This is a genomic window from Arsenophonus sp. PmNCSU2021_1, from assembly GCF_036919435.1.
GTDB lineage: Bacteria > Pseudomonadota > Gammaproteobacteria > Enterobacterales > Enterobacteriaceae > Arsenophonus > Arsenophonus nilaparvatae.
In genome coordinates, this window is the sequence record NZ_JAZHPL010000010.1 from 371,432 (window position 1) to 391,243 (window position 19,812).

Annotated in this window: 26 protein-coding genes and 5 pseudogenes; 20 read left to right on the top strand and 11 right to left on the bottom strand. The window is 36.4% G+C overall.

Translation table 11 applies throughout. The features are described 5' to 3' along the window. Positions 1–18 precede the first annotated feature (18 nt). Positions 19–663, bottom strand: coding sequence for a hypothetical protein (locus tag V3224_RS24805; protein ID WP_334472829.1), 645 nt, complete (start codon positions 661–663; stop codon positions 19–21). A 353-nt stretch (positions 664–1,016) separates the two neighbouring features. Further along, positions 1,017–1,388 (bottom strand): helix-turn-helix domain-containing protein, encoded by a 372-nt coding sequence (locus V3224_RS24810; RefSeq protein WP_334472827.1) that lies wholly within the window; start codon positions 1,386–1,388, stop codon positions 1,017–1,019. A gap of 118 nt (positions 1,389–1,506) precedes the next feature. On the opposite strand from V3224_RS24810, the gene V3224_RS24815 reads away from it, so the two are divergent. Then, positions 1,507–2,484 (top strand): phage/plasmid replication protein, II/X family, encoded by a 978-nt coding sequence (locus tag V3224_RS24815; RefSeq protein ID WP_334472826.1) that lies wholly within the window; start codon positions 1,507–1,509, stop codon positions 2,482–2,484. Here the strand turns inward: V3224_RS24815 and V3224_RS24820 are convergent. Next, positions 2,481–3,212 (bottom strand): annotated as a pseudogene (locus tag V3224_RS24820) (IS701 family transposase); the annotation flags it as partial. The gene V3224_RS24815 and the pseudogene V3224_RS24820 overlap by 4 nt on opposite strands. 197 nt (positions 3,213–3,409) lie before the next feature. Beyond that, positions 3,410–3,652 (bottom strand): annotated as a pseudogene (locus tag V3224_RS24825) (IS701 family transposase); the annotation flags it as partial. 66 nt (positions 3,653–3,718) lie between these two features. Between V3224_RS24825 and V3224_RS24830 the strand changes: the two are divergent. The 7 genes and pseudogenes from V3224_RS24830 to V3224_RS24860 all read left to right on the top strand — a co-directional run. Further along, complete coding sequence (locus V3224_RS24830; protein WP_334472824.1) at positions 3,719–4,054, top strand: phage/plasmid replication protein, II/X family; 336 nt, start codon at positions 3,719–3,721, stop codon at positions 4,052–4,054. A 20-nt stretch (positions 4,055–4,074) separates the two neighbouring features. Continuing rightward, positions 4,075–4,368 (top strand): DNA-binding protein G5P, encoded by a 294-nt coding sequence (locus tag V3224_RS24835; protein ID WP_334472805.1) that lies wholly within the window; start codon positions 4,075–4,077, stop codon positions 4,366–4,368. A gap of 9 nt (positions 4,369–4,377) precedes the next feature. Next, positions 4,378–4,602 (top strand): hypothetical protein, encoded by a 225-nt coding sequence (locus tag V3224_RS24840; protein ID WP_334472804.1) that lies wholly within the window; start codon positions 4,378–4,380, stop codon positions 4,600–4,602. A 2-nt stretch (positions 4,603–4,604) separates the two neighbouring features. Further along, positions 4,605–4,886, top strand: a complete 282-nt coding sequence (locus V3224_RS24845; protein ID WP_334472803.1) for a major capsid protein — start codon at positions 4,605–4,607, stop codon at positions 4,884–4,886. An 83-nt stretch (positions 4,887–4,969) separates the two neighbouring features. After that, a complete protein-coding gene (locus V3224_RS24850; RefSeq protein WP_334472823.1) occupies positions 4,970–6,535 on the top strand; it encodes a hypothetical protein in 1,566 nt (521 codons plus the stop codon). Between the two features lie 12 nt (positions 6,536–6,547). Beyond that, positions 6,548–6,836: pseudogene (locus V3224_RS24855) on the top strand (DUF2523 family protein). A 3-nt stretch (positions 6,837–6,839) separates the two neighbouring features. Then, positions 6,840–7,073 (top strand): annotated as a pseudogene (locus tag V3224_RS24860) (zonular occludens toxin domain-containing protein); the annotation flags it as partial. A gap of 19 nt (positions 7,074–7,092) precedes the next feature. Here the strand turns inward: V3224_RS24860 and V3224_RS24865 are convergent. Continuing rightward, positions 7,093–8,067, bottom strand: coding sequence for an IS701 family transposase (locus V3224_RS24865; RefSeq protein WP_334472822.1), 975 nt, complete (start codon positions 8,065–8,067; stop codon positions 7,093–7,095). A gap of 252 nt (positions 8,068–8,319) precedes the next feature. Between V3224_RS24865 and V3224_RS24870 the strand changes: the two genes are divergently transcribed. The 7 genes and pseudogenes from V3224_RS24870 to V3224_RS24900 form a co-directional block, all read left to right on the top strand. Beyond that, positions 8,320–8,679: a zonular occludens toxin domain-containing protein gene (locus V3224_RS24870; RefSeq protein ID WP_334472821.1), complete on the top strand. Its 360-nt coding sequence runs from the start codon at positions 8,320–8,322 to the stop codon at positions 8,677–8,679. Positions 8,680–8,745: 66 nt separating this feature from the next. Beyond that, positions 8,746–9,132, top strand: coding sequence for a hypothetical protein (locus V3224_RS24875; RefSeq protein ID WP_334472820.1), 387 nt, complete (start codon positions 8,746–8,748; stop codon positions 9,130–9,132). Beyond that, on the top strand, positions 9,129–9,656 hold the full coding sequence (locus tag V3224_RS24880; protein WP_334472818.1) for a hypothetical protein: 528 nt from the start codon (positions 9,129–9,131) through the stop codon (positions 9,654–9,656). Before V3224_RS24875 ends, V3224_RS24880 begins: the two co-directional genes overlap by 4 nt. A gap of 9 nt (positions 9,657–9,665) precedes the next feature. Beyond that, positions 9,666–10,325 carry a type II secretion system protein GspD gene (locus tag V3224_RS24885; protein WP_334472817.1) on the top strand — a complete coding sequence of 220 codons (660 nt, stop codon included), beginning with the start codon at positions 9,666–9,668 and terminating at the stop codon, positions 10,323–10,325. Positions 10,326–10,499: 174 nt separating this feature from the next. Further along, positions 10,500–10,727, top strand: a complete 228-nt coding sequence (locus V3224_RS24890; RefSeq protein ID WP_334472815.1) for a transcriptional regulator — start codon at positions 10,500–10,502, stop codon at positions 10,725–10,727. Between the two features lie 428 nt (positions 10,728–11,155). Further along, the gene (gene sctE, locus V3224_RS24895) at positions 11,156–12,334 is read left to right on the top strand and encodes a type III secretion system translocon subunit SctE (protein ID WP_334472814.1); all 1,179 of its coding nucleotides are present in this window, start codon (positions 11,156–11,158) and stop codon (positions 12,332–12,334) included. Between the two features lie 386 nt (positions 12,335–12,720). Further along, positions 12,721–12,981, top strand: a pseudogene (locus V3224_RS24900) (transposase); the annotation flags it as partial. A 17-nt stretch (positions 12,982–12,998) separates the two neighbouring features. Here the strand turns inward: V3224_RS24900 and V3224_RS24905 are convergent. Then, positions 12,999–13,973 carry an IS701 family transposase gene (locus V3224_RS24905; protein ID WP_334472813.1) on the bottom strand — a complete coding sequence of 325 codons (975 nt, stop codon included), beginning with the start codon at positions 13,971–13,973 and terminating at the stop codon, positions 12,999–13,001. Here V3224_RS24905 and V3224_RS24910 point away from each other — a divergent pair. Further along, positions 13,958–14,458 carry a hypothetical protein gene (locus V3224_RS24910; protein WP_334472811.1) on the top strand — a complete coding sequence of 167 codons (501 nt, stop codon included), beginning with the start codon at positions 13,958–13,960 and terminating at the stop codon, positions 14,456–14,458. The two genes, V3224_RS24905 and V3224_RS24910, sit on opposite strands and share 16 nt — an antisense overlap. A 355-nt stretch (positions 14,459–14,813) precedes the next feature. Here V3224_RS24910 and V3224_RS24915 read toward each other — a convergent pair whose 3' ends face one another. Then, positions 14,814–15,146, bottom strand: coding sequence for a helix-turn-helix domain-containing protein (locus V3224_RS24915; RefSeq protein WP_334472809.1), 333 nt, complete (start codon positions 15,144–15,146; stop codon positions 14,814–14,816). A 118-nt stretch (positions 15,147–15,264) separates the two neighbouring features. On the opposite strand from V3224_RS24915, the gene V3224_RS24920 reads away from it, so the two are divergent. The 4 genes from V3224_RS24920 to V3224_RS24935 are packed head-to-tail and all read left to right on the top strand — an operon-like array spanning position 15,265 to position 17,380. After that, complete coding sequence (locus tag V3224_RS24920) at positions 15,265–16,548, top strand: phage/plasmid replication protein, II/X family (protein WP_334472807.1); 1,284 nt, start codon at positions 15,265–15,267, stop codon at positions 16,546–16,548. Positions 16,549–16,568: 20 nt separating this feature from the next. Continuing rightward, positions 16,569–16,862, top strand: a complete 294-nt coding sequence (locus V3224_RS24925; protein WP_334472805.1) for a DNA-binding protein G5P — start codon at positions 16,569–16,571, stop codon at positions 16,860–16,862. 9 nt (positions 16,863–16,871) lie between these two features. Then, a complete protein-coding gene (locus V3224_RS24930) occupies positions 16,872–17,096 on the top strand; it encodes a hypothetical protein (RefSeq protein WP_334472804.1) in 225 nt (74 codons plus the stop codon). Between the two features lie 2 nt (positions 17,097–17,098). After that, complete coding sequence (locus V3224_RS24935) at positions 17,099–17,380, top strand: major capsid protein (protein ID WP_334472803.1); 282 nt, start codon at positions 17,099–17,101, stop codon at positions 17,378–17,380. An 81-nt stretch (positions 17,381–17,461) separates the two neighbouring features. Here V3224_RS24935 and V3224_RS24940 read toward each other — a convergent pair whose 3' ends face one another. The 4 genes from V3224_RS24940 to V3224_RS24955 all read right to left on the bottom strand — a co-directional run bounded on the left by V3224_RS24940 (position 17,462) and on the right by V3224_RS24955 (position 19,588). Continuing rightward, positions 17,462–18,115, bottom strand: coding sequence for a hypothetical protein (locus V3224_RS24940; protein ID WP_334472801.1), 654 nt, complete (start codon positions 18,113–18,115; stop codon positions 17,462–17,464). Next, entirely contained in the window at positions 18,115–18,333 is a 219-nt protein-coding gene (locus V3224_RS24945) for a hypothetical protein (RefSeq protein WP_334472799.1), read from the bottom strand. Before V3224_RS24945 ends, V3224_RS24940 begins: the two co-directional genes overlap by 1 nt. A gap of 3 nt (positions 18,334–18,336) precedes the next feature. Then, a complete protein-coding gene (locus tag V3224_RS24950) occupies positions 18,337–18,555 on the bottom strand; it encodes a hypothetical protein (protein WP_334472797.1) in 219 nt (72 codons plus the stop codon). An 832-nt stretch (positions 18,556–19,387) separates the two neighbouring features. Further along, entirely contained in the window at positions 19,388–19,588 is a 201-nt protein-coding gene (locus V3224_RS24955) for a hypothetical protein (RefSeq protein WP_334472795.1), read from the bottom strand. Between the last annotated feature and the right edge of the window lie 224 nt (positions 19,589–19,812).

Consider the following 19,812-nt stretch of genomic DNA (forward strand, 5'->3'; position numbering starts at 1 on the left):
TAATTGTTAAAACGAATTTTAATGGCGAATGGCCGAATTTATTCGACTATGTAACTCAACTAAATCTTTCGTAAAAGCTCTCATTTGCTCAGAAACTTGCCGAATTTTGTCTGCTAAATCATTAGTATTTTTTGCGTAATTTTGCGAATTAGTTGTTTGAAGTTCTCCTGTCAATTTATCTAGTTCTGCTAATTTTGTGTCGTTAGCCGATTGTATTTGAGTAATGCCTTGTGTGCCGTGACCTAAACCTGTTCCAATCTGTCCTCCGACTGTTAAACTTGTTTGCATTGCCTGATTGGCTTTATCAACTGTATTTGCAGCTACCGCGGTGGAACGACCATATAATGCTCCAGCCCCTGTTCCAGCTAGGCCAATCCCGCCTGCAGCTATTTGTCCCCATGCTGCCCATTTTGCCGCAGAATTTGCGTTATCTATGCCTTCACGTTTTTTATCCATTGAAGCAACCTGGATATTCCATCCGAGTTCTTGTTGTTTCTGGTTAAATTCTTGCAAGGTATTACGGAGTTTTTTTAGCATTTCAGTTAGCATCATCATCAGTTCGTTGATTTGAGAAATGCTCTCCATACCATCACTATATGATGATGTATTATATTGAGTTACTGAATTTGTAGCCGGTAAAGTTGATTGAATATCATTCATCATTTTTTCCTTTTTCATAAGAAGCATTGAAGCAAAATATAGGATAATTTTGCGTATACATGGTTAACCTAAACTCCTTTATCTTCCAATATTCAAAAGCGATCAATCAGTTAAATACTGGAGTTGTTTGTTGTAAACATTCTTTATTAATCTAGATAGCCTGACTTGACGGTAAGCCCAAATAAGGGATTTTCGATTAACGGTATTAAACAGGGTATAACCGATGACGTCAGGGTTATTTTTTCTAAATTCAATTTCTAGTTCTTTTAGTTGTTTTTTTCTTTTCCATTTACATCAGCTATTTGTTAATTAAATGTTACATAATCAAGAGTACATGACTCTTAATTATGTACTAATTATGTACTCTTATGCGGAACCCGCATTATTTTACATATTTTATTATTTTTATTTAACATTTCTTCAGCTTGATTTATCAGACTCATACCTTTACTTATTTTTTTGATTACTTCTTGATCTTCTAATGGCAAGTTATTTATTACTTTTATTAAATAATTAGTGTCAGTTGATTTTTTATTATAGATAAGCTCATCAACTGAACAATTTAAAGCGGTGCTGATTGCGATAATTGACTGAATAGTTGGATTTTTTTGTTCATTTCTTTCTATCTTTGATAATTGAGAGAATGATATTTGTGTTTTTTCGGCTAACTCTTCTCTAGTCATTCCTAAAGCTTCTCTCCTTGTTCGTATATTATCACCTATAGCCATAAAAATTCTCTCTTGGGAGTCATTTATAGAAATAATAACTTATTTATGAATAGTAAGTTGACTATTTAAAGATATTTGACTATATATAATCACTATTAGTATTCATAGAGTGGTTATTATGATTGATCTTCTTGAGCTTCAGATTCCATTTAAAGATGAGTATGTGATGAGAACATCTCGTGATAGGGAGCATGGAGGAGGCTCTATCGATTTTATGCAGATTGCTAAATTAAGTGGGGTTCGGTTGTCTGCTCGTGATGTGGAATTTGAGATAAAAGGGGATTTATCTGTTCAGGGATTAACCCATCCTTTTGAATCATTACCAACCCATTTTGCCAGTCTGGGAATGAAGATTTATCAGGGAACCCATTTGATCTTCCCCCGTGTCAATCTTAAGGCTTCACCTGCCAAGCTCTTACAGGGGCATAATGTATTTGGTTCAACCAATATTGCATTATGTGGCTTGGAGTTAATGACTAATTTAGCGGTTTCCATGCCACATCTTTTTAATTTGTTAGATGTGGCAAATACTGAAGTTTCTGAACTTCATACAACGTTATCAGTGAGATTACCGACGGAAAGTATTTGTAAACAGGTCATTGCTTATTTTAAGAATATCAGTCATGGACAAACCAAAGCCACGAAATCAAACGATCATGAATCCACCGTTTATTTTAACCGTGGCTCTAAACTCAGGGAACTGTGCATTTATTACAAAGCGCTTGAACTGGCAAAACGTTTGGGTGAAATACAAAGAAAATTACGCGTTAATCCCAATGATGAGGTGTTGCTTAATCAGTTTGCCATTTTAAATGATAAACGCCTGACGGATTTTGCCAATAACCTGTTGAGGTTAGAAGGGCGATTGAAAAAACGGTTTTTAAAAGATAATCAGATTCCGGTTAATTTTTCGGCGCTTTGTCTTTATCAACAACACTATGAACGTGATGGGGCTAATTTAATTTACGATCTGTGGATGAAAAGTTTTGATGATTTGCTGACGGCACTGAGGGGAATGGAAATGAATATTTATGATGACGAACATATTTTTGAACAATTAAAATCTCATTATTACACGAGTTTCGCACAAAACTAATTTGGGTACGCTAATAAAACACGGATTTGCTCAGTAATAGCACTTTTGATTACGTCCCAATTTTGTTGATAAAGGGTTATTTTTTCAGATATACGACGTTTATGTTGTTCAAACCACGCAGAAATAGCGAGAAAAATATGATTTCTTTGCGCTCGGCTCGTGCGAGCCTGACAGCGTTCAATACCACAGTTTTGTTTAACTTCTCGATGATAAACTTCAACAGACCAACGGGCATCCATGATAGATTTGAGGTATTGACGGGTGTGATTCTCTTTGTTTGTTACTATGTAATCAATACGGCCGTTTTTGGCTGTAAATTTGAAAACGGTTACCCAACCATATCCTCGCAAGTGTATTGACGTTCCTTCTTCTGAGATGTCTAACTTGTTCAGTTGTTTGTTATGGTTAACAATCCTATTTTTCCTCAGCGTGGTTACCCAGATCCAACCATGAGAGCGAATTGATTTCAGGTTATCCAGGCTAGAATACCAAGCATCCATCACTACGGCTTCTGGCATGATCCCTCTTTTTTTAGCAAGAGTGAGCATTTCGGAAAAGTGCGTGTTTTTTGTTTTTCCATCAGAATCTTTATCATAAATCCGATAATTGATAGGAATTGATTCAACCTTCGTCAGATCATGCCAAAGCAAATTAACTAAACCTATGCCAGCAATAACCTCATGTTCATTACCTGAATATTGATAATGGACCATCTCTATTTTTTTACTACCACGAGTTTCGCACCAATAAAAAAACGCGCTATTTTTAAGTTTAATTCAGCATGATATATAAATAGACAAAACCTTATAAATTAAATACAAATTATTGTAATTTAATAAAATTTATGTGTTTTAGTAACTTACAGATTAACCATTGCTTTTAAGCCATTTCTAGAACTTTATATGCCTGTGCGAAACTCGTGACTACGTGTTTTGGCAATCAATGTATCATCGGCAATTAGTACGCAAGGGCTTTTTTTGTCTATAGAAGGTTCAACTAATCGCCATAGGTCTTTAGGTCTAAAACATCTACTTTTTAGCCATCGGCTAACAGTGTCATGAGATAAAGGCGATGGGCTTACTTCTGATAATGCTAAACCAGAGTATCTTAAACTGCTTACTTGTAAGAATGTTTTATAGATATCTTTAATACATGGATAACCCGACAAAATATGAACACCCTGATTTTTTCTTGTTTTTAAATTTATACTTCTTTTTTGGAGATTGCGAAACTCGTGTATTATTCTACTACGCCAAAAGGTAATATCTCCTATGCTAAAGCGCAACGGATATTTGGTTTTTATCGTCGTTTAGTTAATGAAGGTTATTTAAATGTTTTTAATTCTCTGGCAAGAAGAACATTTTATGATAATTTAACTTTATTAACGAATATTGGCCTCAGCAAATCACAATTACAAAATCTCACTGGCGACAAATCTAACGTCATTCCTTTTTATAAAGTTATCCATATCGATTTTTCTCAACAACGGCCTAACTGGTATGTCGAGCCAGTGAGTGTTTTTGAACGTCAAGATAATATTTATCCATTTAAACAAGTTGCAAACGCTTAAATCAACAAAGGTGAACCATTATGGCTGTATTGCCCTTATATCAAACGGTGATTAGTGAAAAAGTGACCCGTGTCAGTACGTCTAATGATGGACATGTTTATACCACTGTTATTTTACCCGCGCCTGACCCTTATTCTAAACCGCCTATAGTTAAAATTCGGTCTAAACGACGTGTGGGTGCGATTGATTCAGAAGTGAATGAACTGGTTTGCCGAATTTCCGGGTTTGAACGTTCGTTTAGATATCACGATAAGCAGACAGGGCAACCCTTAACGGGGCATAACGTTGAAATGTTTCTTGATTTAGTGGAATAGGTGATCGCTATGGCTACTCAGGAAAATAATATTGTCGGTGAGATTTGTTCGAAAGTCACAAATGACTGCCAGACAATGGCATTGACGATAAAAGAGTTGCCATATCAGGAACTCCTTAATATTGATTATTCAGTCGCGGCACAATTTTGGGGGATTCCTTTTACCTCGGTAATCGGACTTTGGTTATTTTCCAAAGGTCTTGGTGCAGTAATTAATATGTTTAAAGGTGTTTAATTATGTTGATTAAATTAGGTTTAAATACGTTTTTTAACAAACTTAATCTCCGCACTTTATATTTAAGTGTAGGTATTGGTTTATTCGGTGCTTTTAGTTCTGCAATGTCATTTGCCGAAGCAGCAACAGGGACAAGTACGGCTATTGATTACACGCAATTAACGAACTCCCTTAATTTTAATTCTGTCATGACGGGTATTTTAGCCGTTGCAGGCGGTCTTATTGCCGTTTATGCAGGCATGGCGGGTGTTAAGTGGGTTTTACGTATGGTACGGGGTGCGTAACAAGGAGAGGGGCAAATTAATGCCCCTTTTATACTAATGCTGACAATCGGATTTTATTTTCTGTGTTTTTTGTGGGGGCTGTTATGCGCCTGGGCAGTCATACAAGGGTTGGATTGATATTGTTGTTTTTAGCGTCTTATTCTTATGCTGAAACGTGGAAAACTGAGTATAAAGGTACGTTTGATCACTCTGTTATTTCTAAATCAAAAGATGTTAAGGGTGAAGACGGAACATTTAAACGTGTTGATTATATTGATTCAACTATGCAGCAGCAGGCTTGTAGTGAAGCTAAACAATCTGCTCATAATCTTTTTGATACTATGAAATCTACTTATGCTGAAATTTACCCTGCTTCACAATTTAAATTTGAGGTTAGCGAGTGTTTTTATGATGGTTCTCCGACTGAGAAAATTGTTAATTCTTACGGTGATAGTTTTTGGTTAAAAGCATCGGTTATCGGTGAGATTAAAAGGACTGTTTCTGGTACTGAAAATAATAATAAGGACTTACAAACGCTGGAAGAAGTTTGTATGAATAAAAGTTCGCTATCGGGTTCGTTTCATACAAAAAAAGTGGGTAGTAATTATTATGCTAATGTTGATGGTTGTGAATATATTGCTGATGATGATTTATTGCTTTGTAGTGAAAAGGAGGGCACTTGTCATGCTAAATGGAATCCAACAGGAAAAACGGTAGAAGATGGAAATGGCGAAGATGATGAAAAACAAAAAAGTGATAATAAAATTTCAGGTCAATTGCCAAGTGTCAATAAGGTTTTAGAATCATCTTCAAATTTTCCACCTATTCAGCGCGTTTATAATCCGGTTTCGGGTCAATCTGATTTTATTTCACCCAGTGAAAGAGAATGCGCTGATATTGTCTATCCGACGTATGAAAATGTGACGAGTTATGATGATTCGGGCAATCCTGTTGTTCGTAAAGAGCCAACCAAATATTATAATACCTTTAATTTTATGGGGAATAATTATCTTCAAAAATATGGCTGTTTATATGTACGCACATCAGAGGAATATAAGTCGAGTACATCTCGTGCAGTTTATGAGGCTTTTGATACAGGTAAATTAAATGACTGTACTTGGAAAAGTGGTTTTATGGAGGTTCATAATTGTTCTTATCGTGGGGAACGTCCAAAAATACAGACAGATTCAATTAAATCTTCGGGTAGTACGGGTATAAATGATGCAATTCCTTCTAATGAAGGCAACGCTAATAGTAAATCTAGCGCCAGTAGTTTAGGCAGTGCTGCTAATATTTTTCCTTCATCAGGAACCCGTCAATCGGGTGTCAGTTCATATTCGGGCGCTGCTTCAAATTTTGGGCAATCTTCTGGCTCAACAGGTAACGGGCAAGGAACCGATTTATCGCATCCTGATAATAATGAGCCGGATTTAGATTCACCGACGGTAGAATCAATATTATCGCCATTACAGCATCTTTTTCCATTTTTGGAAAATTTCAATTTGCCGGAACGGGCAGCGTCATGTCCAGTAGCGATTTTTGAGGTGTTTGAGCAGCGTTTTGTCATTGACGCTCATTGTACCTTGTTTGAAAGCATTCGTGGTTTGTTAACCCTGTTTTCAATGATTATTTGGTCATTTATGGGATTACGGATTGTATTGTCTTCTTAAGGGGATTAAGTGATGTATGCCTTGATTGTGTCCGCATTTAATTTTTTATTAGGGGTTTGTCTTTAGAACACTGACGATTAAATTTATTGTGTTTTCAGCGCTGTTTTTAGTGGTCACCGAATTTGTCCCTGTTTTATTAGCTTTACTACCCACGTCAACCAATTTACCGGAGTTGATTGGTCAACTTCCTGATAGTGTCTGGTATTTCATGAATCTGTTTGCGGTGATAACGGGGATGAAGATTGTGATTTCGGCTTATCTGACCCGTTTTATTGTGCGACGTATTCCGGTGATAGGGTGATGTATGGCAATTTCAGCTTATGTAGGTATCCCAAGAAGCGGTAAATCCTATGAAGTGGGTTGCCATGTTATTATTCCGGCTTTTATGAAAGGTCGCCGGATTGTCACGAATATCTATGGCATTTCAGCAGAAAAAATCAGGGTTTATTGTCTTGATAAAAAGAAAGCCGATGAGTATCAATTCGGTGAGATTATCTGCGTTGATAATGAACAGGTTAAAGAGGCTAATTTTTTTCCATCACGAGTTTCGCACAAAACTAATTTGGGTACGCTAATAAAACACGGATTTGCTCAGTAATAGCACTTTTGATTACGTCCCAATTTTGTTGATAAAGGGTTATTTTTTCAGATATACGACGTTTATGTTGTTCAAACCACGCAGAAATAGCGAGAAAAATATGATTTCTTTGCGCTCGGCTCGTGCGAGCCTGACAGCGTTTAATACCACAGTTTTGTTTAACTTCTCGATGATAAACTTCAACAGACCAACGGGCATCCATGATAGATTGGACGTATTGACGGGTGGGATTCTCTTTGTTTGTTACTATGTAATCAATACGGCCGTTTTTGGCTGTAAATTTGAAAACGGTTACCCAACCATATCCTCGCAAGTGTATTGACGTTCCTTCTTCTGAGATGTCTAACTTGTTCAGTTGTTTGTTATGGTTAACAATCCTATTTTTCCTCAGCGTGGTTACCCAGATCCAACCATGAGAGCGAATTGATTTCAGGTTATCCAGGCTAGAATACCAAGCATCCATCACTACGGCTTCTGGCATGATCCCTCTTTTTTTAGCAAGAGTGAGCATTTCGGAAAAGTGCGTGTTTTTTGTTTTTCCATCAGAATCTTTATCATAAATCCGATAATTGATAGGAATTGATTCAACCTTCGTCAGATCATGCCAAAGCAAATTAACTAAACCTATGCCAGCAATAACCTCATGTTCATTACCTGAATATTGATAATGGACCATCACTATTTTTTTACTACGTGTTTTGGCAATCAATGTATCATCGGCAATTAGTACGCAAGGGCTTTTTTTGTCTATAGAAGGTTCAACTAATCGCCATAGGTCTTTAGGTCTAAAACATCTACTTTTTAGCCATCGGCTAACAGTGTCATGAGATAAAGGCGATGGGCTTACTTCTGATAACGCTAAACCAGAGTATCTTAAACTGCTTACTTGTAAGAATGTTTTATAGATATCTTTAATACATGGATAACCCGACAAAATATGAACACCCTGATTTTTTCTTGTTTTTAAATTTACACGAGTTTCGCACGGGCATATAAAATTCTAGAAATGGCTTCAGAACAATAATTAATCTGTAACTTGCTAAGACGTATAAATTTACTTAAATTACAATAAGTTATTTTTAATTTATGAGCTTTTTTCTATTTATATATTATGCTGAATTAAACTTAAAAATAGAGCGTTTTTTTATTGGTGCGAAACTCGTGATTTATACTTCTTTTTTGGAGATTGCGAAACTCGTGTCCATTTAAAACAGAAACAGGTATAGCAGAAGACCCTTTTTGTCAGGCTGGCGATTTGATTTGCATTGATGAAGCGTGGCGCATTTGGGAAAACGACAGGATACCGCAACAACACCGCTCATTTATAGCTGAGCATGGTCATTTTGTGAATGAAGAAGGTATTACCTGTGATTTAGTGGTATTAAATCAATCGGTGGCCAATTTACCGCGTTTTATCAAAGATAGGATTGAGACGACTTACAGAATGACCAAACTGGTGGCGTTAGGGTTACGAAATCGCTATCGGGTCGATGTTTATTCAGGAATTAAACTGTTTAAAAACAACCGTACTTCATCTTATCAGTGAAGTTATGACAAGGCGATTTTTCCACTTTATCATTCTTATGAAGGGGGGCAAGGACAAGAGCAGGTGGTGGATAAGCGCCAGAGTATTTTTAATCAATCTAAATTCTGGTTATTAACATTAGGACTGTTGTTGCTGGTCATAGCCTCCGTTTATTTTCTTTATCAATTTTTTGGTGGTAACGGGATAACGCCCAAAAATCAGCCTGTCTCTGAATCAGTTGATAAATCAAAGACTACCCAAAAATCACATCAAAATCCGTCGCCACAAAATTTATCGGCTCAATGGCGTATTGCTGGCAAGATTAGTCAGCGAGGGCAAGCATGGGTGGTGTTACTTAATCAGCAGGGGCAAATTCGGCTTGAGCCGTTATCGCAGTTTCGTTTTTATGGTTTGCGGATGACGGGCAACATTGACGGTGACGTTGTCACAACCTATTCGGGAGGCATGAAATGAAAAGGGCATGGATAGGGGTGTTGTTAACGGTAAGTCCCTTGTTAATGGCTAAAGGCGTGATGATGGAACTGGATAATGTGCCCTTACCGCAAGCGTTGAATGTGATTTATCGACAGGTTTTTGAACGTCCGTTTATGTTATCGCCAGAATTAATCAATGACCCTCGTAAAGTGACTTTTCGTATTACGCCAGAAATTGATGAACGGGCTTTCATTAAGCGTTATTTGAATAATTTACAGATTGCCATTCATGAACGTAATGGGATTGATTATTTAGTTTCTTTTACGCCAAAAACACCCATAGTACTCAGGGAAACCTATGTCTATCAGCCCCGTTATCGCTCAGTAGAGTATTTATCGGATTTATTACGCAGCCAGTTTGACGGTAATTTTAATTCGCCTCGTAGTGGTATTTCAGTGGGGCAAACCGCACCAGAAAAAGCCGTGGCGGGGACGGCTTCGGATTTCCTGAACCGGACAGGCGATGTACTGGTTTATTATGGTACTAAAGCCGATATTGCCTGATTAAAAGTATTGTTACCTAAAATCGATACCGTGACGGATGAGGTTGTCGTTCCTGCCTATGTTTTTGAAGTGCAAACCGCTGAACGTAATGGGTCAGGTTTGGCATTGGCTGCCAAATTGGTTTCCGGTAAATTTAATGTTGGTATCGGTAAAGAGACAGGATTTGATAATTTTATTCGCTTTAATTTAGGTTCATTAGATGCGTTATATGAATTGTTCCGGACTGATAGCCGTTTTCATGTGGTGAGTTCGCCCAGACTACGGGTGAAAAATGGGGCGCAAGCATCATTTTCTGTCGGCTCTGATGTACCTGTGTTAGGTAAGGTAAGTTATGCCGATAATAAGCCTGTTCAGTCGATAGAATATCGTTCCAGTGGGGTTATCTTAAATGTAAGTCCGCAAATCCGGCAACAGGGTGTTGATTTAACCATTGACCAGCAATTATCAAATTTTGTCAAAACTGAGACGGGCGTGAATAACAGTCCAACCTTGATTAAACGTCAGGTCAATACGCAAGTGAGCGTTGCTGATGGTGATATTATCTTATTAGGTGGTTTGGCTGAAAATAAAGTGACCGAAGCCGATACCGGATTTTCATTTTTGCCGAAGGGCTGGTTTACGGGGGCGTCGGCAGAAAATAATAAAACCGATATCGTACCACAGCGTTAGCAAGGAACGCGGTCTGTCTGAAGAGGCGAACCGACGTAGCCGATAAGAGAATAAAATGTCGGTTTTGGTGTATTACATGTTGTTTGTTAAGCGTTAAGTTGTTTTTTAGCGCTGTATAGCCAGAATTCCGATCTGACTATACAGCTATCACATAAACCTAACTTGGAGGTCTATATGACTGTGTTCGATCCTACTCAATATCCGGAATTACGCAATCTTTTTCCTGAATTAACCCCAGTGCAGTTTGAAATGGCATTGTTATTTGCTTTTGGTATTCCGCAAAAGGAAATCTCCGTATTGCGTTCAGTAGCTTATAAAGTGGTGAGACAGACGATAACGGAAGCCAGAATGAAATTTGAGCCAGCGTCATTAACCGGATTATTAACGGTATTTCATGTTTGATTGATGTTATTTGCTTTGTATGATTGCCAGCAAGGTATTCGGAAGACATAAAAAAGGCGGTCAATATAGGTGCGTTAAACGCACCTAGGGTATTTTATTCGATGAGATAATATCAATGCGGTATTAGGTCATAACTTCTAAAATCAATTATGAAATACCGCCACTTCTGATTTTGAGTCGCATCACACCAACATCAGGGAAACCCGCTTCTTCATGGCGGGATTTTTTTATTTCTGCTTCCCCACAATTAAAAAATCCCAGAACAGGTATAGGTTATTATCAGTTGGTATATATACAATGGTGTTGCAGTACGTAAATCGGGGGTTGTGATTATACCGATCGTAAGTTTTGAGTATAATACCTGATATTAAATATCAATAAGTACAATTAAAATAAAAATTAACTTAAATTAATAGGAATATTATTTCATGAATAATATAAATGTTTTTTCACCTATTCCCTCATCAGAAAGACAAGATCTCAATATTATTAATAATGCTCCTGTTATTAAATCACCGTTACCGCAATCTCCTATACCGCATGAAATATTATTAAATATGGTAGGTGAGAAAAAAACCGGGAAAATCACCTATCAGCAGGCAGACGAGGCTTTAGGAAGGGTGTTAACTGTTTTCCACAACACAGAGAATCTGACTCTAAAAAATATCGAGAAAGTGTCAATTAACGATTTATTTTTACTCTCATCAACCCTTAGTTTAGAGATATTCGGTGATACGGCAAATTCAGTCGCTAAGGCCAGTAAATTGATGACGGATACTCAAGCGTTTTTACGTGATCAAAACGTTAAGGCGTTTCAAGAAGAATTGGTAAAAAAAATTGAGCAATCCGAAAAAAATAAATGGTTAGTTCTTTTCGATTGGGTAGTTGGTGTGGCTGAAATAGCTTATGGCGCGGTGTTGACTTTTCTTGGACAACCCGCAGGTCCAGTTTATATCGCCGCTGGTGTGGCAGGTATAGTCAAAGCTATTGCTGAAACAGCAATATATTTTGGTATAGGTGATAAAGAAATGTGGCAAAAAGTTGCTGATGCAGCATTTTACGTGCAAACAGTACTTGAAGTTGGTGCAGTTATTTTAGATGTTTGCAAAGCTGGAGCATTAGTAACGTTGGGTAGAGGGATCATGAAAGGAACACAAATTATTTTAACAGAGATGATCCCCCAATTAACTCAAGCAGTTTTAAAGAACTCAATAAAGGAAGGTTTTAAAGCAATGAAGGCACTCGCTGAGAAATTTTATGAGATGTTTGTTCGTGAAATAATGCCTTATATTACAAAACTTAAATCACCTAAAAACGCTATAGAAGCAGGTGCTACCATTTTGAATGACGTGACTAATGGTGGTCTAGCTATTGCTAAAGGGAGTATTTATTTAGATAAAGCTGGACTTCAAAAAGAGATTGAAGAGTTAATGCTTGAGCAGAATTTCTTTGAATTTTGTTTTGACTGGTATGATAAAATGAAAGAACAGCAACAAAAAACGCTTAAAAATCTTGTAGATAAGCAAGCCGATAGTTTGGAAGGCGCTAGTAAAAACATAAGTGAGACAGGGATGTTACAGGCACGTATTGCTAGCTCGATTGTTTAGTAATTTAGTTTTCTTAGTAACAAATATTTTTAAAATGTCCGTCAGGACATGGAAGGCGGCAGATTGAAATCGCAAAGATAACCGACTGCAAAACCGCCGAAGCCAGGGGGGACTTATCGGGTAGCAAGGAACCCCCGCGTTAGCGCTCCTGCTAAGCCATCTTTTTACGATAAATAAAGCGACTGAGTAGTTTGAGGGTCGAAGAAAAGCGAATCGTTTAGCGATATTTTGTTTGTTTTTTAATTTCACACCAAATCAATAAAATGATTATTCCTAGATTAATATTCCATAATATACCATTAAGGTTCGCACAAGAGCCTGTACATAAATTTGTGTAATTGCCTGATTTTGATATGTTCAATCCAGCATCAAATGAAGGTTAATTTATGGACGAAAAACAATTGCAGGCTCTGGCTAATAAATTGGCCAAAAATCTCAAAACCCCTGACGATCTCAGCCAGTTCGATCGTCTGCTGAAGAAAATCAGCGTTGAGGCGACTCTCAACGCCGAAATGTCCCACCATCTGGGCTACGATAAAAATCAGCCCAAACCGGGTGCCAACTCCCGCAACAGCTATTCCACAAAGACCGTTACCACCGGCGATGGTCCTCTGGAACTACGCACTCCGCGCGATCGTGACGGTTCCACGAGTTTCGCACAAAACTAATTTGGGTAAGCTAATAAAACACGGATTTGCTCAGTAATAGCACTTTTGATTACGTCCCAATTTTGTTGATAAAGGGTTATTTTTTCAGATATACGACGTTTATGTTGTTCAAACCACGCAGAAATAGCGAGAAAAATATGATTTCTTTGCGCTCGGCTCGTGCGAGCCTGACAGCGTTCAATACCACAGTTTTGTTTAACTTCTCGATGATAAACTTCAACAGACCAACGGGCATCCATGATAGATTTGAGGTATTGACGGGTGGGATTCTCTTTGTTTGTTACTATGTAATCAATACGGCCGTTTTTGGTTGTAAATTTGAAAACGGTTACCCAACCATATCCTCGCAAGTGTATTGACGTTCCTTCTTCTGAGATGTCTAACTTGTTCAGTTGTTTGTTATGGTTAACAATCCTATTTTTCCTCAGCGTGGTTACCCAGATCCAACCATGAGAGCGAATTGATTTCAGGTTATCCAGGCTAGAATACCAAGCATCCATCACTACCGCTTCTGGCATGATCCCTCTTTTTTTAGCAAGAGTGAGCATTTCGGAAAAGTGCGTGTTTTTTGTTTTTCCATCAGAATCTTTATCATAAATACGATAATTGATAGGAATTGATTCAACCTTCGTCAGATCATGCCAAAGCAAATTAACTAAACCTATGCCAGCAATAACCTCATGTTCATTACCTGAATATTGATAATGGACCATCTCTATTTTTTTACTACGTGTTTTGGCAATCAATGTATCATCGGCAATTAGTACGCAAGGGCTTTTTTTGTCTATAGAAGGTTCAACTAATCGCCATAGGTCTTTAGGTCTAAAACATCTACTTTTTAGCCATCGGCTAACAGTGTCATGAGATAAAGGCGATGGGCTTACTTCTGATAACGCTAAACCAGAGTATCTTAAACTGCTTACTTGTAAGAATGTTTTATAGATATCTTTAATACATGGATAACCCGACAAAATATGAACACCCTGATTTTTTCTTGTTTTTAAATTTATACTTCTTTTTTGGAGATTGCGAAACTCGTGTTAGAGAAAAATACGCCTCCTCACATGAGTTTATGGGAGAAAATAAAGGATTTTTTTGTTCAACACATCAGGCTGAAGCACAAGAATGCATTTATAAACTTTGCCATCCTCCAATCGGAACAACACCGGATGATGTAGAAAATATTTTTAAAAGGCTTAGTGAATTAGCCCATCCCAAATGGGAAGGTAATTTTCTGAACAGAGTGAAATATTTTGAGGATAATAGTTTCTATATTAAGGACAAAAATGGAGATGAAATTTTATCTATAATCATCGACTATGACTATAAAGTTACAACGGGTACGTATCGTTGTTTTTATATGGATGGGACTAGCTATAGTTATCCCTTGCAGAGTTCAATAGACCAAACAGTAATTGATGGTCAAAGAAAAGAGACCGTTTTATCAATTTACTAAAAACAACCAATCCAGTATTCCAGTAGATGCAGAATTAACTTGAAAATGTAGGGCAGTAAGACCAATGACCTTACTGCTTGTTCTATCAGCAGAATACGTGACTGTATCTTGAAGTATTTTGAGTATGGTTATAACTTTTGTTAGTTTGCGTCTTAAAATTTCCTATAATGTGCAACGTCGTTATGTTGATGTGATTGTCTGGGTATGTTTATTGATATTCTCATTTTTTATTTCCTACCTTACTGTTTTTCATTGTTAATTAAATGTTACATAATCAAGAGTACATGACTCTTAATTATGTACTAATTATGTACTCTTATGCGGAACCCGCATTATTTTACATATTTTATTATTTTTATTGACTTTTATTTAACATTTCTTCAGCTTGATTTATCAGACTCATACCTTTACTTATTTTTTTGATTACTTCTTGATCTTCTAATGGCAAGTTATTTATTACTTTTATTAAATAATTAGTGTCAGTTGATTTTTTATTATAGATAAGCTCATCAACTGAACAATTTAAAGCGGTGCTGATTGCGATAATTGACTGAATAGTTGGATTTTTTTGTTCATTTCTTTCTATCTTTGATAATTGAGAGAATGATATTTGTGTTTTTTCGGCTAACTCTTCTCTAGTCATTCCTAAAGCTTCTCTCCTTGTTCGTATATTATCACCTATAGCCATAAAAATTCTCTCTTGGGAGTCATTTATAGAAATAATAACTTATTTATGAATAGTAAGTTGACTATTTAAAGATATTTGACTATATATAATCACTATTAGTATTCATAGAGTGGTTATTATGATTGATCTTCTTGAGCTTCAGATTCCATTTAAAGATGAGTATGTGATGAGAACATCTCGTGATAGGGAGCATGGAGGAGGCTCTATCGATTTTATGCAGATTGCTAAATTAAGTGGGGTTCGGTTGTCTGCTCGTGATGTGGAATTTGAGATAAAAGGGGATTTATCTGTTCAGGGATTAACCCATCCTTTTGAATCATTACCAACCCATTTTGCCAGTCTGGGAATGAAGATTTATCAGGGAACCCATTTGATCTTCCCCCGTGTCAATCTTAAGGCTTCACCTGCCAAGCTCTTACAGGGGCATAATGTATTTGGTTCAACCAATATTGCATTATGTGGCTTGGAGTTAATGACTAATTTAGCGGTTTCCATGCCACATCTTTTTAATTTGTTAGATGTGGCAAATACTGAAGTTTCTGAACTTCATACAACGTTATCAGTGAGATTACCGACGGAAAGTATTTGTAAACAGGTCATTGCTTATTTTAAGAATATCAGTCATGGACAAACCAAAGCCACGAAATCAAACGATCATGAATCCACCGTTTATTTTAACCGTGGCTCTAAACTCAGGGAACTGTGCATTTATTACAAAGCGCTTGAACTGGCAAAACGTTTGGGTGAAATACAAAGAAAATTACGCGTTAATCCCAATGATGAGGTGTTGCTTAATCAGTTTGCCATTTTAAATGATAAACGCCTGACGGATTTTGCCAATAACCTGTTGAGGTTAGAAGGGCGATTGAAAAAACGGTTTTTAAAAGATAATCAGATTCCGGTTAATTTTTCGGCGCTTTGTCTTTATCAACAACACTATGAACGTGATGGGGCTAATTTAATTTACGATCTGTGGATGAAAAGTTTTGATGATTTGCTGACGGCACTGAGGGGAATGGAAATGAATATTTATGATGACGAACATATTTTTGAACAATTAAAATCTCATTATTATTCTACTACGCCAAAAGGTAATATCTCCTATGCTAAAGCGCAACGGATATTTGGTTTTTATCGTCGTTTAGTTAATGAAGGTTATTTAAATGTTTTTAATTCTCTGGCAAGAAGAACATTTTATGATAATTTAACTTTATTAACGAATATTGGCCTCAGCAAATCACAATTACAAAATCTCACTGGCGACAAATCTAACGTCATTCCTTTTTATAAAGTTATCCATATCGATTTTTCTCAACAACGGCCTAACTGGTATGTCGAGCCAGTGAGTGTTTTTGAACGTCAAGATAATATTTATCCATTTAAACAAGTTGCAAACGCTTAAATCAACAAAGGTGAACCATTATGGCTGTATTGCCCTTATATCAAACGGTGATTAGTGAAAAAGTGACCCGTGTCAGTACGTCTAATGATGGACATGTTTATACCACTGTTATTTTACCCGCGCCTGACCCTTATTCTAAACCGCCTATAGTTAAAATTCGGTCTAAACGACGTGTGGGTGCGATTGATTCAGAAGTGAATGAACTGGTTTGCCGAATTTCCGGGTTTGAACGTTCGTTTAGATATCACGATAAGCAGACAGGGCAACCCTTAACGGGGCATAACGTTGAAATGTTTCTTGATTTAGTGGAATAGGTGATCGCTATGGCTACTCAGGAAAATAATATTGTCGGTGAGATTTGTTCGAAAGTCACAAATGACTGCCAGACAATGGCATTGACGATAAAAGAGTTGCCATATCAGGAACTCCTTAATATTGATTATTCAGTCGCGGCACAATTTTGGGGGATTCCTTTTACCTCGGTAATCGGACTTTGGTTATTTTCCAAAGGTCTTGGTGCAGTAATTAATATGTTTAAAGGTGTTTAATTATGTTGATTAAATTAGGTTTAAATACGTTTTTTAACAAACTTAATCTCCGCACTTTATATTTAAGTGTAGGTATTGGTTTATTCGGTGCTTTTAGTTCTGCAATGTCATTTGCCGAAGCAGCAACAGGGACAAGTACGGCTATTGATTACACGCAATTAACGAACTCCCTTAATTTTAATTCTGTCATGACGGGTATTTTAGCCGTTGCAGGCGGTCTTATTGCCGTTTATGCAGGCATGGCGGGTGTTAAGTGGGTTTTACGTATGGTACGGGGTGCGTAACAAGGAGAGGGGCAAATTAATGCCCCTTTTATACTAATGCTGACAATCGGATTTTATTTTCTGTGTTTTTTGTGGGGGCTGTTATGCGCCTGGGCAGTCATACAAGGGAATCGCATTAAAAGCAAGACGTTGCCTTGCTCCAGCTTCGGTAGTACTCCCTTTTGCACTAATATAATTTCCTGATCCTAATGCGATACGAAAAGCGTCTAGAACGGTGTCAGATTTACCTGCTCCATGCTCACCTGTAACCCATATGTGAGATCGCCAATCTAGCAAACCACAAAACCTCGCTAAGACTATCCAGCCTAAGAATAATTGAGCGTGAGTGGGATCTTTCCAGTAAATACTATTGATTGCCTTGATGAACAGGTCTACGAGTTCTTCGCCAGCTAATTTCGTCGTTCGCTTAGGCTGTGCTGATTCACGCTGATAAATACCTTTCAGTGATGGATCTAACATTGATACTTTTTTGTCATTTGTTACATCGTAAAGCACGTTGCCTAGATGTTGTATGGTTCTATCGCCATCTCGCCAGAAGCCTAAGCCACGTATAGAATCTGATGAATAAACACCTGCCTTACTGCATTCTCTTATGATGTCATCGGCAGCCTTTGACCAGTCAGGCGTTTTTTTTGCATCTCCATTATCGTTGTATTGAGGGTAATTATTTCGCCACCACGATAAAGGGGCGAGTAACAGCAGATTTGACTCTTTTAAATCTCTCGCTTTAAACATTAATACTTGTAGTTGTTCTTTAGATATGAGATAGAGTGATCCAGCATTATAGCCAATGGCTCTAAACGGTTTTTCTTTTGATTTTTCTTTGTTTTTTCTTTGTTTTTTCTTGGTTTTGATTTCTCCTTTTCCAATTTAATAATGTTAGATGTGTTATCTAATGTCGCTCCGTTTTCTTCGATTGATTTTATAACTTCTGATTGTGTAGTGAGATCCATCTCTTACGCCTCCACTTTGAAGTATTGGCATATTTCAGCAGTCGGATACATTACTCTGCTTCGTCCGTTGTGTTGCATCAACACGCCTTGCGGAAAGTGAGGGTCAAATCTTTTTGCGTAATAGAACAATGCTTTTGATTTTCCTGAAAGTGTAATAGCTACATCAGTAGGGATCATTGAAGGTAGGGTAAATTGAGGAGTATCTTTATCGATAGATTTCATTGAAATCACCTTATTTTAAGTGACTTCTAGGAATCAAACGAGTAGTTGAATAAAACACTATAAACTTACGAAATATGACTATAGACAGCTATAGTCATCTATAGACAGCTATAAAATCTTGATCAAAATTCGTAAATTACGTATTCTATTAACTACAGGTTCGCCAAAACCTAGAAGTCAAAATTATTTAATCCCCGTTTTCCAACGGGTACAATAGAGCCACTTGTTACACGTTATCTGTTCGCAAAACTTCAAACGTGTTTAAGTGGTTTTTTTGTGCTCGTAATACGTTTAGCACATCATCAATACTACAGCACGAGTTTCGCACAGGCCTATAAAATTCTAGAAATGGCTTAAAAGTAATGATTAATCTGCAAGTTACTGAAATGCATAAATTCACTTAATTTACAATAAGTTATATTTAATTTATAAGGTTTTATCTATTTACATATTATGCTGAATTAAACTTAAAAATAGAGCGTTTTTTTATTGGTGCGAAACTCGTGTACAGTAAAAATAATGGAAATTACACCCTCAAAAACGCACAGGTAAACATATTTAACCTATGAGATAAGTGATTGTACAAGCATGAAGACAAGTGAGAAAATATGAGAACAAGAAATAAATTTTACCTTCTTAGGTAAACTTAATTTTTGTTAATGAATTCTGGCATATTTTGATAAAAAAGTTACTTTAAATAACATTTTAATTTTAATTCTATCTCTGTAATGAATTTCTAAATTTCGATTTATTAGTAAATTTTACATTTCAATTTTTAAATTTACCTCAATAAAAATAAAATGACTTTATATAATAAATTTTTAAAATATCTTTATTGTATATACTTATAATATCCATAAAACAGTGTATAGTTAACAAAAACTGGTTTTATACTAAATTTTAAGTTATTGATATAATTATTTTTATTTTTGTAATCCTCAAATGAAAAACAGGTATATTTTTGATGGTTAATAGCCATATTTAAATTTTTACCTCTACCTAAAAACTTCAATTTCCCTCCCATTAATGCCATTAAATGGCTACCTAGTCCTTTTTAATCACTTATTTTTTAAATATTAAAAATCATGAATTAAGAAATAACAGAAAATAACTTAAGTGAAATTTAAAATTATAAATAAATTAAACAAAAATTAAATGTACACATAGACTAAATAAAATAATAAAAAAATTTATACATAAAAAAATAACTGCACACGTATATAGTCTGATATAATATAACTATACACATAGACTTAT